At 68.3% G+C, this 15,866-nt stretch carries 15 protein-coding genes and 1 pseudogene; 10 read left to right on the forward strand and 6 right to left on the reverse strand.

Translation table 11 applies throughout. From position 1 onward, the window contains the following. Positions 1-8 precede the first annotated feature (8 nt). Positions 9-1,049 carry a glycoside hydrolase family 130 protein gene (locus DL519_RS05265; RefSeq protein ID WP_223838463.1) on the reverse strand — a complete coding sequence of 347 codons (1,041 nt, stop codon included), beginning with the start codon at positions 1,047-1,049 and terminating at the stop codon, positions 9-11. Between the two features lie 892 nt (positions 1,050-1,941). Continuing rightward, on the reverse strand, positions 1,942-2,067 hold the full coding sequence (locus tag DL519_RS48400; RefSeq protein WP_263399581.1) for a hypothetical protein: 126 nt from the start codon (positions 2,065-2,067) through the stop codon (positions 1,942-1,944). Positions 2,068-2,933: 866 nt separating this feature from the next. Here DL519_RS48400 and DL519_RS48405 point away from each other — a divergent pair. The 5 genes and pseudogenes from DL519_RS48405 to DL519_RS05285 all read left to right on the forward strand — a co-directional run. Beyond that, positions 2,934-3,053 (forward strand): annotated as a pseudogene (locus tag DL519_RS48405) (FmdB family zinc ribbon protein); the annotation flags it as partial. Between the two features lie 3 nt (positions 3,054-3,056). Beyond that, positions 3,057-3,209 carry a hypothetical protein gene (locus DL519_RS48410; protein WP_263399848.1) on the forward strand — a complete coding sequence of 51 codons (153 nt, stop codon included), beginning with the start codon at positions 3,057-3,059 and terminating at the stop codon, positions 3,207-3,209. Positions 3,210-3,240: 31 nt separating this feature from the next. Then, positions 3,241-3,882, forward strand: coding sequence for an AmiS/UreI family transporter (locus DL519_RS05275; RefSeq protein WP_190813127.1), 642 nt, complete (start codon positions 3,241-3,243; stop codon positions 3,880-3,882). Between the two features lie 11 nt (positions 3,883-3,893). Beyond that, positions 3,894-5,141 (forward strand): formamidase, encoded by a 1,248-nt coding sequence (gene fmdA, locus DL519_RS05280; protein WP_190813128.1) that lies wholly within the window; start codon positions 3,894-3,896, stop codon positions 5,139-5,141. Between the two features lie 130 nt (positions 5,142-5,271). After that, positions 5,272-5,463 carry a hypothetical protein gene (locus tag DL519_RS05285; RefSeq protein ID WP_190813129.1) on the forward strand — a complete coding sequence of 64 codons (192 nt, stop codon included), beginning with the start codon at positions 5,272-5,274 and terminating at the stop codon, positions 5,461-5,463. A 45-nt stretch (positions 5,464-5,508) separates the two neighbouring features. On the opposite strand, the gene DL519_RS05290 is transcribed toward DL519_RS05285, so the two are convergent. Then, on the reverse strand, positions 5,509-5,778 hold the full coding sequence (locus tag DL519_RS05290) for a DUF1876 domain-containing protein (protein WP_168589030.1): 270 nt from the start codon (positions 5,776-5,778) through the stop codon (positions 5,509-5,511). A 235-nt stretch (positions 5,779-6,013) separates the two neighbouring features. Between DL519_RS05290 and DL519_RS05295 the strand changes: the two genes are divergently transcribed. After that, complete coding sequence (locus tag DL519_RS05295) at positions 6,014-6,709, forward strand: hypothetical protein (protein WP_190813130.1); 696 nt, start codon at positions 6,014-6,016, stop codon at positions 6,707-6,709. Here DL519_RS05295 and DL519_RS05300 read toward each other — a convergent pair whose 3' ends face one another. Then, complete coding sequence (locus DL519_RS05300) at positions 6,710-7,990, reverse strand: sensor domain-containing diguanylate cyclase (protein WP_223838464.1); 1,281 nt, start codon at positions 7,988-7,990, stop codon at positions 6,710-6,712. Between the two features lie 212 nt (positions 7,991-8,202). Here DL519_RS05300 and DL519_RS05305 point away from each other — a divergent pair, with 212 nt between their 5' ends. Further along, positions 8,203-10,458, forward strand: coding sequence for an ATP-binding protein (locus DL519_RS05305; RefSeq protein ID WP_223838465.1), 2,256 nt, complete (start codon positions 8,203-8,205; stop codon positions 10,456-10,458). A gap of 399 nt (positions 10,459-10,857) precedes the next feature. Further along, on the forward strand, positions 10,858-11,301 hold the full coding sequence (locus DL519_RS05310) for a hypothetical protein (RefSeq protein WP_223838466.1): 444 nt from the start codon (positions 10,858-10,860) through the stop codon (positions 11,299-11,301). 69 nt (positions 11,302-11,370) lie between these two features. On the opposite strand, the gene DL519_RS05315 is transcribed toward DL519_RS05310, so the two are convergent. Then, complete coding sequence (locus DL519_RS05315; RefSeq protein WP_190813133.1) at positions 11,371-14,148, reverse strand: helix-turn-helix transcriptional regulator; 2,778 nt, start codon at positions 14,146-14,148, stop codon at positions 11,371-11,373. Between the two features lie 351 nt (positions 14,149-14,499). On the opposite strand from DL519_RS05315, the gene DL519_RS05320 reads away from it, so the two are divergent. Then, a complete protein-coding gene (locus tag DL519_RS05320; protein ID WP_190813134.1) occupies positions 14,500-14,790 on the forward strand; it encodes a hypothetical protein in 291 nt (96 codons plus the stop codon). An 82-nt stretch (positions 14,791-14,872) separates the two neighbouring features. On the opposite strand, the gene DL519_RS05325 is transcribed toward DL519_RS05320, so the two are convergent. After that, positions 14,873-15,061, reverse strand: coding sequence for a hypothetical protein (locus DL519_RS05325; protein ID WP_397544927.1), 189 nt, complete (start codon positions 15,059-15,061; stop codon positions 14,873-14,875). A gap of 416 nt (positions 15,062-15,477) precedes the next feature. On the opposite strand from DL519_RS05325, the gene DL519_RS05330 reads away from it, so the two are divergent. Further along, positions 15,478-15,735, forward strand: a complete 258-nt coding sequence (locus DL519_RS05330; RefSeq protein WP_190813135.1) for a cell division protein SepF — start codon at positions 15,478-15,480, stop codon at positions 15,733-15,735. The last annotated feature ends 131 nt before the right edge of the window (positions 15,736-15,866 follow it).

The following is a 15,866-nucleotide window of genomic DNA, read 5'->3' on the forward strand; positions in this document are numbered from 1 at the left end:
TCGGGGTATCAGGCCGGGGCCGTGGCCACGCCGAGCACCGAGTCGGCCATGCCGTAGTACAGGAACCAGCGGTCCCGGAACCGGACCAGGCCCTCGCTGAACACGACGTGGTTGACCTGGCCGTTCTGCTCGTCGTCGGCGGTGGGGAAGATGAAGGGGCGTTCGAGGCGGGCGAGGGCCTTGGTCGGGTTCTGCGGGTCGATGAGCAGCTGCCCGCCGGAGTACTGCCCTTTCTGGTAGCCGCCGCTGCCGTCGGCCCGGCCGTTGTAGATCAGCAGCAGGCGACCGTCGTCGGTCAGCAGCGGTGGCGGGCCGGGCTCGATGAGCGATTTCTCCCACGGGAACACCGGTGTGGCAACGGGATCGTCGTTGCCAGGCGTCTCCCAGTCGAGCAGATTCCTCGACCGCGCCCAGAAGATGTTCGACTCGCCGAAGTACATCCAGTACCAGCCCTGGATGGGCACCGGTGCGATCGCGCCGGACTTGTTCCAGGGTTCCGGCCCGTGGCCGGGATCGGGCAGGTTCGGGAACAGCGGGGGATGTTTCGCCCAGCGCACCAGGTCGGTGGAGGTGGCCATGCAGAGCAGCGCCCGCCGGCCGTCGTAGGCGGTGTAGGTCAGGTAGTACGTGCCGTCGATCCGCACGACTCGCGGATCCTCGCAGCCGCCCGGGATCTCCCAGGGTTCGGTGGGTGTGAGCACCGGTTCGGGATGGCGGCGGAAGGTCACGCCGTCGTCGCTGAACGCCAGACCTATGCAAGAGGTCTTCGCCGCGTTCTGCGCCCGGTAGAGCAGCGCGACCTGGTCCTCGACGAGGATCGCGCACGGATTGTAGAGGTAGGTGGATTCCCATTCGTGGGCGGGATCCGGCCGCAGGATCGGGTTCTGCGGGCTCTTCTCGAACGGCCCCAGCGGAAATGCCGCGGCGTTTTCCCGAGAGGCGGTGGCTTCACCGGAAAGCGTCGGAATCGCGGCTGCTCCGATCGCAGCACCTGCACCTGCCAGGAGCGCGCGCCGACGATTGATCGGGACGTCGTTTGGGCGTGGCAAGAGACCTCCCGTTGACAACGTTGTCTACTCGCAGATCGTTCCAACGTATCGAGCCACCCGGTCCCCGGCAATATCCGATCGGGTATGACAACGAGACAGGAATTGGGTATTGTCAGTCAGGACATGCACTTTCATCCTGCGTGATGTCCAGTTAGGACTAATTCGTGCTTCTGCTCTTCGCGGGGAGTCTCTTTGCAGAGACCGCCGGCCACGACGAGATCGCGTGCACGCACTGGGCGAGACCGGACTGGAACGCCGGCACGAAGAGCACGGCCGCCACAACGGCCTTGATCGGGGAAACGTAGTGCGCAGACCCCTTGCTTTAGCTATGCGGTTAGCACATCAAATGCGCTGGTGACGTGCTCAGCGGGGGCACGTGGCGGATCAGGTGGCGTTCGATGCGTAGCTGGTCGTCTTCGTTCCGGTTCCCCGTCGGGAAGCTGATCGTGGTGGAGCGGTTGGGGCGGAAATGGGGTCGCGCGAGGCTAAGCTCGGGTGGGTTCGGTTTCGCTGGTCCCGTCGTCTTGGCGGCGAGGTCCGTTCGGCCACGGTGGGCCGGGATAGGGCGTATTTGTACATCTCGTTTCTGGTGGAAACCGGGACCAGCACACTAGAGCAGCACGCGGCACCCGATAGCGCTATGGGGGTCGATCGTGGCGTGGCGGTCGAACCAGCGGGAAACCGTGAGGGAGTACCGCGCCAACCGGCGCTAGCGCTGGTTGGAATCCCGCAGCTTTAGCTTTGGACCATCCCGGTCGGGAGCCGCGGTGTCCACAGAAAAGCGGTAGCTCCCGCCTGTGAAGACGAGAGCTACCGCGAACAGCAGGACTGCGTTGGGTTGGATGTGGTTGCCGGAAGGAATAGGGCCTCCCGGGACGTCAGGGCCTGATCATCAGCGACGGCCCCAACGGCCCCAGCCGCCCCAGCCGCCCCAGCCGCGACCCCAGCCCCAGCCCCAGCCCCAGCCGTGGCCCCAGCCCCAGCCGTGACGGTTGCTGAAGATTTCGCTGATCTTCATCGTGGTCCCCCGTTGATCGATGGCGAAGCCCTGGACGGCCGGGCATTTCTGGAATGCCGAGGTGGCACGCTCGGACGGAGATCCCGATCGGTTCCGCCCTGATCCAGGCGCCGGCGTGTCGTCGGGTTCGCCGTGTTGTTTGGAACATCGTCCACGGTAGGGCTCGACGACAGCGCGTAAAACGGGTCTTTCGCCCCGAGTGCGTTTTGTAGTCACCGGTCACGTTGTGCAGTCGGTCGAATATCCACCGCGGGTAAACCGATTTCGCGCACTGTCCCGGTCAACGATCGTCCGGGTGCCGGAGCGCGCGGGAGATGGATGCCGTGCCCCGCCGCAGAAAGCGGTCGGGAGTGCGGCTCACGCGCTGGCCGGCGAACCGGTGGCGGAACCGCGGCCGGCTGCGGGCACCGCGGGCCGGGCGGTGACCACGACCGGGCCGCCGCAATTCCAGCATTCCGGTTCGTTGTTGGGCGCGGTTCGCCCCGCGACGTCGCAGCCGGGGCACATCCAGGCGGTCAGGATTACGTGACCGAGAGGGGCATGCTGGGGACGCATCGGCAGCCACCCATTTCTGATTGTGTCGGGTGCCGCCTGCGCGTTGTGACTGCTCCGACGAGGTGCTCACACTTATGGGTGGAAATTATCGACAAGTTTCGTACTCAGAGTCAATGGTGCCCCGTGTCACGCGGAAGCCGATCACCCGGCGAGCGGAGCTGCTTGTTCGGTGCGCCGTCCCCGCGCTTGACAGCGGACGGCACCCGGCGTCTCCTCGGTTCTGGGGCGCCGAGTTGAGTCGGTGCCATCGCCGCCGTAGGCGGCCGAAGGGCGAGAACGAGTTGGTCCCACGGGGAAGGACCGGCCCAATCATGGCGACTTACGAGTACGACTGCCCTCGGTGCGGTCGCTTCGAGACGCATCAGCCGATCGGAACCGCATCGGATTCGCACGACTGTCCCGGATGCAGACGACCCACCCGCAGGGTCTTCTCCGTGCCGCATCTCAGCACCGTGCCCAGGCAGTTCGCTGCCGCGCTCGAACGCGAGGAACGAAGCGGCGCGGAACCGGAGTTGGTCACCGAGGTGCCGCCGGGGCGTCCGCGGCCTGCGCCGCACCCGGTGCTGTCCCGGCTCCCACGTCCCTGACTGATCCCAGGCACCAGTGGAGGTGTCACCGGTGGCATATGTGGGATTGCTCTACGTCGGCGCCGTGCTGTTCCTTAACGGCGTCATGCTGTTGGGCAAGGCGGATCCGAAGGCGATCGCCGTGTTCAACCTCTTCGTCGGCGGGCTCCAGGTGATCACGCCGACGATTTTGATCGGCACGCACCTCGCGGATCCTGTCACCATCCTCAGCGCATCGGGCATCTACCTGTTCGGCTTCACCTACCTCTACGTCGGAATCGGGCTGCTCGGCGACTTGGACAGCAGCGGCGTCGGCTGGTTCTCGCTGTTCGTCGCGATCATGGCGCTCGGCTACTCGTACGCGAATTTCCGCTTGCTCGGGGACAGCCCGTTCGGTGTGATCTGGTTGTACTGGTCATTCCTGTGGCTGCTGTTCTTCCTGTTGCTGGGCCTCAAGTTCGAACGGCTCACCCGCTTTACCGGCTGGGTCGCGGCGATCGAAGGCTGGGTCACCGGCGCGATCCCGTCGTTCCTGATCCTTACCGGCCACTGGCAGAACCCGAACGCCATCGCGCTGGCGCTGCTGGTCTTCGGCGTCGTCGTATTCGTCGCGCTGTGGTTGTTCACCACCGGAGTGTGGTCGGTCCGGGGCCTGCGGTCGATGTCCGCAGCGCGCCGGACGGCACATCAGTAAGGAGGATTCCCATGCCAGAAGTGGTTTTCAGCGTCGACCAGTCGAAGTCGATGCGGGAGCAGGCCGTGCCCGGGCACAACCGGTGGCACCCGGACGTCCCGGTGGCCGCGATGGTCCGTCCCGGCCAGGAGTTCCGCGTCGAATGCCGGGAGTGGACCGACGCGCAACTCGGCAACAACGACTCCGCCAACGACGTCCGGGACGTCAACCTGAACCTCACGCACATGCTCAGCGGCCCCATCGGCGTCGAAGGCGCCGAACCCGGTGACCTCCTGGTCGTCGACGTCCTGGAGTTGGGTCCGGTGCCGCAGGAGATCGGCGAGGCCCCGGGGCAGGGCTGGGGTTACACCGGCGTGTTCGCGAAGGCCAACGGCGGCGGATTCCTGACCGACTACTTCCCGGACGCCTACAAGGCGATCTGGGACTTCCACGGGCAGCAGTGCACCTCCCGGCACTTGCCGGGGATCCGCTACACCGGTATCACCCACCCCGGCCTGATCGGTACGGCTCCATCGGCCGATCTGCTGGCCAAGTGGAACCGGCGGGAGCAGGCGCTCATCGACACCGACCCGAACCGGGTGCCCCCGCTCGCCCTGCCGCCGACCGAGCCCGGCGCGCTGGCCGGCCAGGCCGACGGCAGCGAGGCGCAGCGGATCGCCCGCGAAGGAGCCCGGACGGTTCCGGCCCGGGAGAACGGAGGCAACCAGGACATCAAGAACCTCACCCGCGGGTCGCGGATCTTCTTCCCGGTCTTCGTCGAGGGTGCGAAGCTGTCCATGGGTGACTTGCACTTCAGCCAGGGCGACGGCGAGATCACCTTCTGCGGTGCGATCGAGATGGGCGGCTTCATCGACCTGCACGTGGACCTGATCAAGGACGGCATGAACAAGTTCGGCATCAGCACCAACCCGTTGTTCATGCCGGGCAACGTCGAGCCGCGGTATTCGGAGTTCCTGTCGTTCGCCGGGATTTCGGTGGACCACGACACGGACACGAACCTCTACATGGACGCGACCGTGGCCTACCGCCGCGCCTGCCTCAACGGCATCGAATACCTCAAGAAGTGGGGTTACACCGGGGAGCAGGCGTACCTGCTGCTCGGATCGGCGCCCATCGAGGGGCGGATCAGCGGCATCGTCGACATCCCTAATGCCTGCTGCACCCTCTACGTCCCGGCGGCGATCTTCGACTTCGACGTCCGGCCGAACGCGACGGGACCCGTGCGCGAAGATCGCGGTCAGTGCGCCGTCACGTCCTGACCACCGGCAGCGGCCCCGCGGGGCCGCTGCCCCTTGCGCGGGGTTGACCCGGCCCCAGCGGGTTCGGGAGGGCTCCCGACCGGTCGTGGCATGCTGCGGACGTTCAAGGAGTTCGTCGTCGGAGGTCGGCATGCGCGAGGATCTGCTGGTGGCCGGTGGGAGGCCGCTCGCGGCCGGGCACGACAGCTTGGCGTTCGGCGTGCCCGTCTCGGCAGCGGGCACGACCTTCGCGCTGTCGATCACTGGCGGCATCACGGTCCGGCCGCGGGAGGGGCGCGCGATCGTGTTCGGGCGAAACCGGCCTACCCCGGGTTGCGTGTAAAACCTGTAACCGGGTACGCGAAATCGCGCACCTCCATCGGCCCGATCAGGTGTGGAGGTGGGCGGGCTGGCCCGTCATCTGCTCGACGTCGTGCTCGGCGGTCTTGAGCAGCCGGCGGGCCAGGTCGAACAGGGCTCGGGCGGCGGCCAGCTCGTCGCCGATCTCCGGGACGCTTCGGTCCTCAGGGTTGCGCCGCGCCGATCCCTTGCCGTGGAGGTCCCCGGCGGCTGGCGCCTGCAGCCGCGCTTCGGCGTGCGTGTGGTCGACGTCCTCGTCGAAGTAGACGTCGACGGTCCAGTGCTTCGTCGCAACCATCGCCGATTCTCCACGTTCGTCCGGGAGTCGTCGGGCTCCGTTGGAAACCAAGCATCGCGGACTCGCGCCGCGGGGCGGCAGAGCCCATTGGCACCGCTGAGGTGATTCCTCGCTATCGCAGCGAACTGCCTCGCGCCGGTTCTTCCCGGACGGCGAGCACGTGCGTTCGGTGGTGGTTTCGCCTCGGCATGCGGGTAACCCGGTGGCTTGCGGTATCCGAGCCGAGGAGGCTGCGATGAACGAACGTGCATGGGAGCGCGTAGGAGCGACGAGCGGTTTGGCGGCGGCAGTGTTGTTGCTGGCCAGCTTGTTTCTCAACCCGTCGGCACCGACCGGTGAAGAACCGGTCCTGACCTTCTTCTATGTGGCCGCGAACCGGGTGACTGTGTCGCTGGCAGCTCTGTTCGGGACGCTCGCGGCCGTGGTGTTCCTGTGGTTCGTCGGGCACCTGCGCCACCTGTTGCAGCGCGCCGAGGGCGGCGCTGAGGCGTTCTCGCCGGTGGTGTTCGCCGCGGGTGTCGTGCTGTCGACGACGACGATGCTGAGCATGCTCCCGGTGATCGCGCTGGCCTCGATGAGCCGGGACGTGACGACCGCGAGCCAGTCGTCGGTGTTCGTGCTCTCCGAGTTGCACCGGCTGTCGCTCGGTCCTATCGGCCTGCTGGTGGCGTTGTTCGCCTCGACGACCGGGGCCGCGATGGTGCGCCGCGAGCTGCTCGCTCCGTGGGTCGGGTGGTTCGGTTTCGCGGTGGCGCTGATCGGGTTGATCGCTGGTGTCACGGCCTTCTTCCTGACTGGCCCGTTCGTCATGGTCGCCGCCATGGTCACCGGCGTGGTGTTCGCGGTGTGGATCGGAGATGCCGCGGTGCTGATGCTGTACCGGCCGGAGGTCGACCGTGTCCGAACCCCGGGAACGGCGTTCGCGCACTGATCACCGAAGCCGCGGAGCGGCTTGCGGTACGTCATCGGGCGGTTCGGCGCGCACCTCCTCGCGGCATTGGCAGCTCGGGCAACTGGGGGCTTCCCCCGCGGTGCCGCGCATCCCGAGCTTGCGCCGGTACATGTCCTGGTCCGCATCGTGCAGAAGCGCCGCCGGCTGGGTGGCCGGATCGGCGGTCGTGGCCAGCCCTACGCTGGCCCGGATCCGCAGGCGGTAGTCGGGCGTTTCGCGTTCGGTCCGCAGGCGTTGGGCGACGTGGTCCCGGAACTCCTCGGCTGCCCGGACGTCCGGATGCGTGCTGATGACGGCGAATTCGTCGCCGCCGATCCGGGCCACGGTGTCCCCTGGGCGAGCCGCGTTCAGCAGCTCGTCGGCGGTAGTGGTGAGGAGCAGATCGCCTGCGGCGTGCCCGTAGGTGTCGTTGACCGGCTTCAGCTCGTCGAGGTCCGCGACGAGCACGGCGACCACGCCGCCGGCCCGTTCGAGTTCTGCGAGGACGTGCGCCAGGCGGTCGGCGAGCAGGGCCCGGTTGGCCAGCCCGGTCAGCGGGTCGTGCAGCGCGAGGTGGGCGAGGTGGGCGTCGGTGACGCAGCGTTCGCTGAGCTCCTCGCACTGGCTGACCAGGTACGCCGGGCGGTCATCGGCGCCGGTGACCACGCTGGTCCGGACCAGCACCCAGATCGGGTGGCCATCCTTGTGCCGGTAGCGCTTCTTCAGGCTGACGGTGGGCAGCTTGCCTTCGACCAGGTCGGCCAGCGCCGCGGAACCGTGTTCCTGGTCCTGGGCGTAGGTGACGTCGGAGTAGCGCATCCCCAGCATCTCGTGCCTGCTGTACCCGAGCAGGTCGCACCATGCGTCGTTGACATCGGTCCAGCGGCCGTCGAGGTCCAGCAGCGCCATGCCGATGGGGGCGTTGGCGAACACCCGGCACCAGAGGACGTTGGTCTCCGGATGGTCTGCGATCTCGTGGAACTGCGAGAGCAGCAAACCCGGTTCGCCGTCCGGATCGAGGATCGGTGAGGTGCTTTGGCGCATCCACAAGGTGCTCGCGTCGGACCGCCTGAAGCGCCGATCGACCACCGCTCCGTCGCCTCGAACCTCTCCGACGGTGAAGTCGTCGAGCGGGCGGTCGAGCAGGCTGTCCCGCCCGTACCCGAGCACCGCGCAGAGCGCGTCGTTGGCGTGCACGAAGTGACCGCACGGGTCCAGCAAGGCCATCGGGGACGCGGCACGATCCAGCAGCAGCTGCCACTGTGAGGACGAATTGGTCAACTCGCATTCGGAAGTTCGCATCATGCTCCCGTGGAGAGGTTCTGCCGACGTCCGGCCCTGGCACGGGAATTGTCAACCGGTGCTCGCCGCGTGGTGGTGTCCGCGAAGTCGGTGGCATACGCTGCCGGAAATGCATGCGCAACCCCGTGGGGGCTTGCTGCTCGGCCCGAAGTGATCTTCGCCGATCGGGGGCGAACGTGTCGCGACCTGCGGTGGGAAACATTCCCGTTGACACGACCAGCTTCGTCGGACGGAGTCGTGAACTGTCCGAAGCGAAGTCGATGCTGGCCCGCTCGCGGCTCGTGACGCTCATCGGCGTAGGTGGTGTCGGCAAGACGAGGCTGGCCCTGCGGGTGGCCGCCAGCCTGCCCCGGGCCTTCCCGGACGGGGTGTGGCTCGTCGACCTCACGAAGATGTCGGGCCCGCAGCTGCTGACCCGGACCGTGGCCGAGGCGGTGGAGATCCGCGAATCCTCGCGCCGCAATCCGCTCGTCGTGCTCGCCGAGCATTTCCGGGACAGGCGTGCGCTGCTGGTGCTGGACAACTGCGAATCCATGTCCCAGGAGTGCGCCGGGATGGCAAACGCACTGCTGAAGGAGGCACCGAAGCTGCGCATCCTGGCGACGAGCCGGCAGCGGCTGAACATCGCGGCGGAGGCGCTCATGGACGTCCCCCCGTTGTCCGAAGGCGTCACGCTGTTCGTCGAGCGGGCGAAGGCGGTCCGGGCCGATTTCCGGCTCGACGACCGGAACCGCACGGCGGTGGAGGGCATCTGCCGTCGCCTGGACGGTCTCCCGCTCGCCATCGAACTGGCCGCCGCCCGGACGCGCACCCTCTCGCTCGATGAGATCCTCGCGCGGCTCGACGACCCGTACCACCTGCTCGACGTCGCGTCCGCGGGCGGGGAACCCCGGCACCAGACCCTGCGGGCGCTGATCGACTGGAGCCACGGGCTGTGCACACCCGCGGAGCGCCAGGTGTGGGTCCGGACGTCGGTGTTCGCCGGCGCCTTCGACCTGGAGGCGGCGGAGGCCGTTTGCCGGGACGAAGACCTGCTTGCCGAGGACGTGGTGGACGCTGTCGCGGGTCTGATCGACAAGTCCATCCTGCACCGGGAATTGCACGGGAACATCTCCAGGTACCGGCAGATCGACACCATCCGCGCGTACGGGCGCGAGCGGTTGGCCGACAGCGGTGCGGAGCCGGCAATCGCGCTGCGCCACCGGCAGTACTACCAGCGCGTCGGGGCGCGAACCGCAGTGGAGAGGTTCGGTCCGAACCAGGTGGAGTGGTTCGCGCGACTGCGGCTCGACCACGCCGACCTCCGCGCCGCGCTGGAACGGTGCGCGGCGGATCCCGGCGCGGCGTCGGACGGGCTGCGCCTCGCGGCGGACCTGATGTACCACTGGGTCGGCAGCTACTACCTCAACGAGGGGCGTGGCTGGCTGGACGAGTTCCTTGCGCTGGCCACCGAGCCCACCATGGTCAGGGTCGATGCCTTGTGGGTGAACGGCTGGCTGGCGCTCATCCAGTCCGACCTCACCGCGGCGAGATCGATGCTGGCGGAAGCCCGGACGCTGGCGACTCGACTCGGCGCCGAGCCCGCACTCGGCTACGTAGCCCTCTACTCCGGCATGGTGGCGAGTTTGTCGGACGACACCGCCACCGCGCTGGAGCTTTACGACGAGGCGTTGCGCCGCCATCGCGCCAGCGGCAACCAGCACGGCATTGCCACGGCGCTGATCCGCACTGCGATGGCCCATTCCCGGCTGGGCAACTCCGACCGCGCCAGTGCGCTCGCGGAGGAATGCCTCGCGGTCTGCGACGCGGTCGGCGACATCTGGCACAAGTCCTACGCGCTGACCGCGTTGGGCATCGAGATGTGGCGGCAGGGCGACGCGGAGCGGGCTGCGGAGCTGGAAGGGGAGAGCCTCCGCCTCAACCGGGACCTGGACGATCGCATGGGCATCGTGCTGAACCTCGACGTGCTCGCCCTCGCCGCCGCCAGCGGAGGCGACCACCGGCGCGCGGCTCGGCTGTTCGGCGCCCAGCAAGCCCTGCGCCGATCCCTCGGCGTTTCGCTGCACACGTACACGCACTTCGCGGCTCAGCACGAGGAATGCGTGCAACAGCTGCGAGCCGACCTCGGGGAGCGGGCCTACCATTCGCTGGTCCAGGAAGGAACCGAGCTCACCCTGGACGAAGCCGTCGCCCTCGCCGTCGCGGAGAAGCCCCGGTCCACCACGCGATCGGCGTCCGGTGGGCCCGCACTGCTCACCCGCCGGGAATCGCAGGTCGCCGAACTCATCGCGCGGGGCATGACCAACAAGGAGATCGCGGCCGAGCTGGTGATCGCAGTGCGCACGGCGGAAAGCCACGTCGAACACATATTCGCCAAGCTCGACGTCACCTCCCGCGCCCAGGTCGCAACATGGATCACTGAGCACGCGAGGGCCTCCGAGGACTGACCTCGTTCTCGCGCCAGATGCCGGGCGTCGCGGGCGGGCAGCGTTGTCGGGTTGTCGGTGGTCGTTGAACAGGGACATTTCGACCTCGAGCGTCGGGGAATCGGGGACGATCGATCCACCATGCGCGAAGTCGCGGCGAAAAACGGCGTAAGAACTACCGACTTCCATACCTAGATTTGCCGTGCGATCGTCGCCGGGACGTTCGGCCGGTTCCACATTCGGCTGCAAGAGCCGCAACTTCGGCTCCTCCAGGAACACCTGAAACATGCGGCACCAAACGGACGAACCGTGGATTTACCCTAGATGCGCTTGTAGCGTCAGAACACCCGGGCTGGTAATGGTTTTCTCGATGCTATCGCTTTTTCCGGCCCGGTGCCGAATTTCTCGTGGGGGTCGGCAATGCTGATCAAGGTGAACGAGAACAGGTCTCTCGGCAGGAAATCCAGCGGAACGAGGCGAGCATTGCTAGGCGTGCTGCTCGGCGTGGTCGTGTTGGTCGCGGCCGTCTGCACCGGGGCGTCGGCTGCGGCATCCCCGGCGCCGACGGCGCACGCGGGCGGCGGCGGGCCGCACCTCGTGGTCGTCAAGATGGTCGATTTCCGGCTCTTGCAGCCGGCTTTCCTGCCGCCGGGGCAGTACACGTTCCGGGCCGTCAACGACGGGCGGGCTCCGCACGCCCTGCAGATCAGCGGGCCAGGGGTCACGAACGCGCGTACTCCCGTCGTCCAGGCGGGCCAAGCGGCGGATCTCAACGTGACATTGCGTCGCGGCGTATACGATTTCTGGTGCCCGGTCGGCGACCACCGGCAGATGGGGATGCAGCTCGACGTCTACGTCGGCTGATCCGATTTCGTCCTAATTGGACGTACTCGGGCTCCTCCGGCGACGTCGGGCGGGCCCGGATCGGATTTGCTAGCCAGGTGAGTTGACCAGTGCCGCATTGGGCAGAGCTCGGCGGAGTTCCCGGCGCGAACCGATGGCGAGCTTGGTGAACACCTTGCGCAGGTGCCATTCGACGGTGCGGGGGCTGAGGAACAACTGGGCGCCGATCTCCGGGTTCGTGTGGCCGTCGCGGGCCAACCGGGCGATCTGCGCCTCCTGCGCGGTCAGCACCACCAACGTCTGCGGCGTGGCTCGATGTACGGTTTCGCCGGTGACCACGAGTTCCCGGCGAGCGCGCTCGGCGAACGCCTCGGCACCGATGCGGCTGAACATGTCGTGGGCGCAACGGAGTTGTTCGCGTGCTTCCAGCCGCCGGTTCTCCCGACGCAGCCATTCGCCGTGCAGGAGATGGGCGCGGGCACGCTGCACGGCGGCATGGCTGTGTGCGAGCCGTTCCGTGGCCTCCCGGTACAGCGCCTCGGCTTGCTCACCCGTGCTCAGCAACGCCCGTGAACGAGCCTCGATCCCTAAAGCCCAATCCGTGCCGCACGCGCCAGTTCGCTCTTGAAGCCGCCGGAGCCCGTCGGCGGCGACGTCGCGGTGCCCGCTCCGGACGCCCGCTTCGACCAGCTCACCCAGGGCCCACCAGTAGACGCTCAGCTGGTCGCGCTGGCACGCTCGGTCGGCGGCGGCGAACGCCCTCTGGTAGTCGCCGAGGCCGTTGTAGAGCAGCGCGGTCGCGTAGTCGGCCATGGTGATCGCCCGGCCTTCACCCCTGGCGTCCGCATCCCGCGCGCTGGTCTCGATCAGCTCCAATGCCGGGCCTTCGCGGCCGCGGGTCGCAGTGAGCGTCATCGCTGCGTAGCGGTGGGGCGCATTGCCGGCTGCCTGGGCGATCGCGTCAGCCTCGTCGAGCATCTCCGCCGCCACGTCGAGCTCGCCGGCATGCACGTGCGCGCCCGCGCAGTAGCTGAGCGCGGTAGCGAGAGCGGTGAGCGCGCCGGTGTCGCGAGCGCGGCTGAGTCCGCGCGTGGCCAGCTCGTGCCACGCCTCGTCGTCGCACAGATCCGTGGCGACGCGGCACACCAGCCCGCCCCAGCGCAGGCCTTCCGCGCTGGGCGCATCGCTCAGGCGGAACGCCTGCACCGCGCGCTGCAACTGCGGCGCTCCGGCGGCGAAACCTTCGGTGAACCGCACGGCCAGGCCGTCCAGCATGAGGTCTATCGGTCGCGGTGGCTGCGGTGCGGGTGGTGCGGGCCTAGCGGCCTCGGCAGCTCTCAGTGCATCGTCGCCGTCGCCGATGCGGCCCGTGAAGATCGCCGCCTCAAGTGCTTCGAGGTAGGTTTCGCGCGCCAGCGCGACGTCGAGCGGTTCAAGGCGCTCGGCAGCCCTCAGCAGCAGCGGCGGAGCGTTGCGGCCCCGGTTGACCGCGAGCGCGATTTCGGCGCGCAGCAAGTCGGCGCGCGCGTGCTGGAGCTCATCGAGCGGTGCCGCTTCCGCGATTGCCAGCAGCCCGAGCGAGGCGTCGGGAGCACCGGCGTCCAACTTCGTCTGCGCGGCGGCCAGCGCACGCGTGCCTCTGCGAGCCGGCTGCGGCGTCAGCTCGGTCGCCTTCGCCAAGAACGCGGCTGCCGCCGCGATGCCGCCGCGATTCTGCGCCCGGTCGGCCGAGCGTTCCAGCTCTCCGGCCACCACCTCGTCGGGCCCCTGGGCCGCGCGGGCGCGGTGCCACGCTCGCCGGTCGGGCTCCACCTCCGGATCGGTCACCTCCGAAAGAGCGCGGTGCACCTGCTGGCGCTCCTGCGGTGGTGCCGACCGGTAGGCGGCCGAACGCACCAGCGGATGCCGGAACCGCACCTGGGCGCCGATTTCGATCAGCCCGGCGGCCTCGGCGGGAGCCGCAGCATCGGCCGCGATCCCGAGCCACGCGACCGCCCGCCACAGCAGGCCGGCGTCGCCGGAGGGATCCGCGGCAGCGGTCAGCAGCAGCCGCCGGGTGTCGGCTGCAACGGACTGGAGCCGGCGGGTGAAGCACTGCTCGACGCAACCGGCCACGGGCCCGGGGCTGGGGAGTCCGAACCCGCCGGCCAGCTCGGCCGGGGTGAACGCCCGAGGCAACTCCAGCAGGGCCAGCGGATTGCCCCGGGTCTCGGCGATGATCCGGTCTCGCACCTGCTCGTCCAGCCGCCCGTGGATCACCGAAGCCAGCAGCTGGGCCGCGTCGGCATCGGCGAGCCCCGTGATGGCGAGTTCCGCCAGGTCGCGCAGCTCGTGGTCGTCGGTGGGCTCGCGCACGGCGAAAACGACTGCGACGGGTTCGGCCAGCAAGCGGCGCGCCGCGAACGCCATGGCCTGGACCGAGGCCCGGTCCAGCCACTGCGCATCGTCGACGAGGCAGACGAGTGGCCGCTCGGCGGCATTCTCCGAGAGCAACGTCAAGACCGCCAAACCCACCAGGAACCGATCGGGAGCGCCGCCTTCGTGCAGGCCGAAGGCGACGCGCAGCGCGTCCCGCTGCGGTTCGGGCAGCCGATCCAGTCGGTCGAGCATCGGCGCGCACAGCTGGTGCAGACCGGCGAACGCGAGCTCCATCTCCGACTCCACACCCACGACTTGGGCGAGGTGGCAGCCCGATGCACGCTCACGCACGTAGTCCAGCAGCGCCGTCTTGCCAGTGCCGGGCTCGCCGCGAAGCACCAACGCGGAACTCTGCCCAGTCCGGACTCGCGCTAACAGGCGATCCAACACGTCGCACTCGCGGTCCCGACCGCGTAGCCCGGCCCCGGCACGGCTGCCGGAAATAGCCATGCCCGATGGTAGAGGCGTCGCCCCCTCGATTCGCAACTCCTCTGGAACGCATGCGCCTCCCGAGCGCTTCCGGGCCGCCGCGCTGAATCGCGAACCTCGTTGGCGCGACCCGGGAATCGCCAGGGAGGAGGCCCGGGTCTTTCCCTGGCGCAATCTGGGTGCGACCGGAGAAAACTCGGTGTAGTGGGAAGCCGGTGGCTATCCACGATCCGCGGAAATGGACAAGGGACTTAGGTAACGAACATGCGCGTTCGGCATCGAACCCTCGGCTGGAGCGCCCCGTTTCCCGGTTCTGAAGGGAATCCCGGAAAGGGAGCACATCTCCGCGCACGAAGCCAGGAGGACATCAAAATGCGGACAGCGGTACGAGCACTGGCCGGTCTCGCGTTGGCACTGCCCCTCGCACTTGGAGTTGTCGACGCCGGATCCGCCGCCGCGAGCGGCACGGCGAGTCTGGTGGCGGTGCGCCACTCGGGCGACACCGGAAACCACACCTCCAACAGCGACGGGAAAGCCAGCCAGAGCAGCACCAGTAGCAGTAGCAACCGGAACAAGAGCGCCAATAATTCCACCGACCAGTCCGTCGGCGGGAACGAAGTGACGGTGACGCCTGGGTGGCCGCTCGCCGCGTACGGATGGTAGGGACGCTCCAGCTCGATCCAAGCGGTGATCCAGGCCGCCCAACCGGACTGATCTGCCACGCCGAACCCGTGCAGGCCCGGGCCTAATCCTTGCGTCCCGTTGCGGCGACCGTGACGCCGAGGCCGATCATCGCCAGCCCGCCGGCCCCGCCGACGAGGGCGAGTCGTTGCGGTGAGCGGGCGAACCAGTTCCGCGCGGTGGCCGCGGCGAGCCCCCAAATGCTGTCGGAAGCCACCGCGATGACGTTGAACACCAGGCCGAGCAGCAGCATCTGGATCGCGACGTGCCCCTGATCGCGGTCGACGAACTGCGGTAGTCCACGGCGGTGAGCAGCCCGTAACCGGCGAGGACGCGGCTCAGGCAGAAGAGCGCGAAGTTGTGCTCGAACCCTTCCGGCGTCACCCGCCGGTGCGCCTGGAAGAAGCTGGCGCACAGGACGAGCCCGTCGATGTTCGGGTGCGACTCGGTCAACTCGTGGACGATCCGTTGGTTCTCGGACACGAGGCTTGGGTCCGCGTGCACGAAGGAGGCCCGAGCGGGCCGTTCGGGCAGGGTCCTGACGTTGATGATCGCCGAAGGGTAGTCGGGAGCCGCAGCGGTCGGGTTGATTTGCGCTGGAAACCGGTGGATGCCCGGAGGAAGGGGCGTTGCTGTTGACATTGCCCGTCTGCGGACGAGACTGGAGGCGTGGTCAAGACGCTGCACCCGCAGAACTACAACGACGTTTACTACGTCGGTGATTACTTCCGCCAAGGCGTGCCTGTGGTGATGGACCTGACGAGCTTGTCGAAGGCGGAGGCGGTGCGGCTCATCGACTTCGCATCGGGCATGGTCATCGGGCGGGGCGGTACCATCGACCGGGTGGCCCCCAAGGTCTTCCTGCTGACACCGCCGGGGGTCGAGGCCGGAGAGATTCGGCCGGATCCGGCGGGCGTTCCCACCTGACGGGCACGAGAAGCGCCGGGCCCCCCAGGGGGTTCCCGCGGACCCCGCGAGGTTCGTCGGTCCCGACCGGAACCGCGGTGCTCAGCCGCAGATCGCCGACGGAACGTCCGGTCTCGGCGGTGTAGGAGCCG

This window comes from Saccharopolyspora pogona, assembly GCF_014697215.1.
GTDB lineage: Bacteria > Actinomycetota > Actinomycetes > Mycobacteriales > Pseudonocardiaceae > Saccharopolyspora > Saccharopolyspora hattusasensis.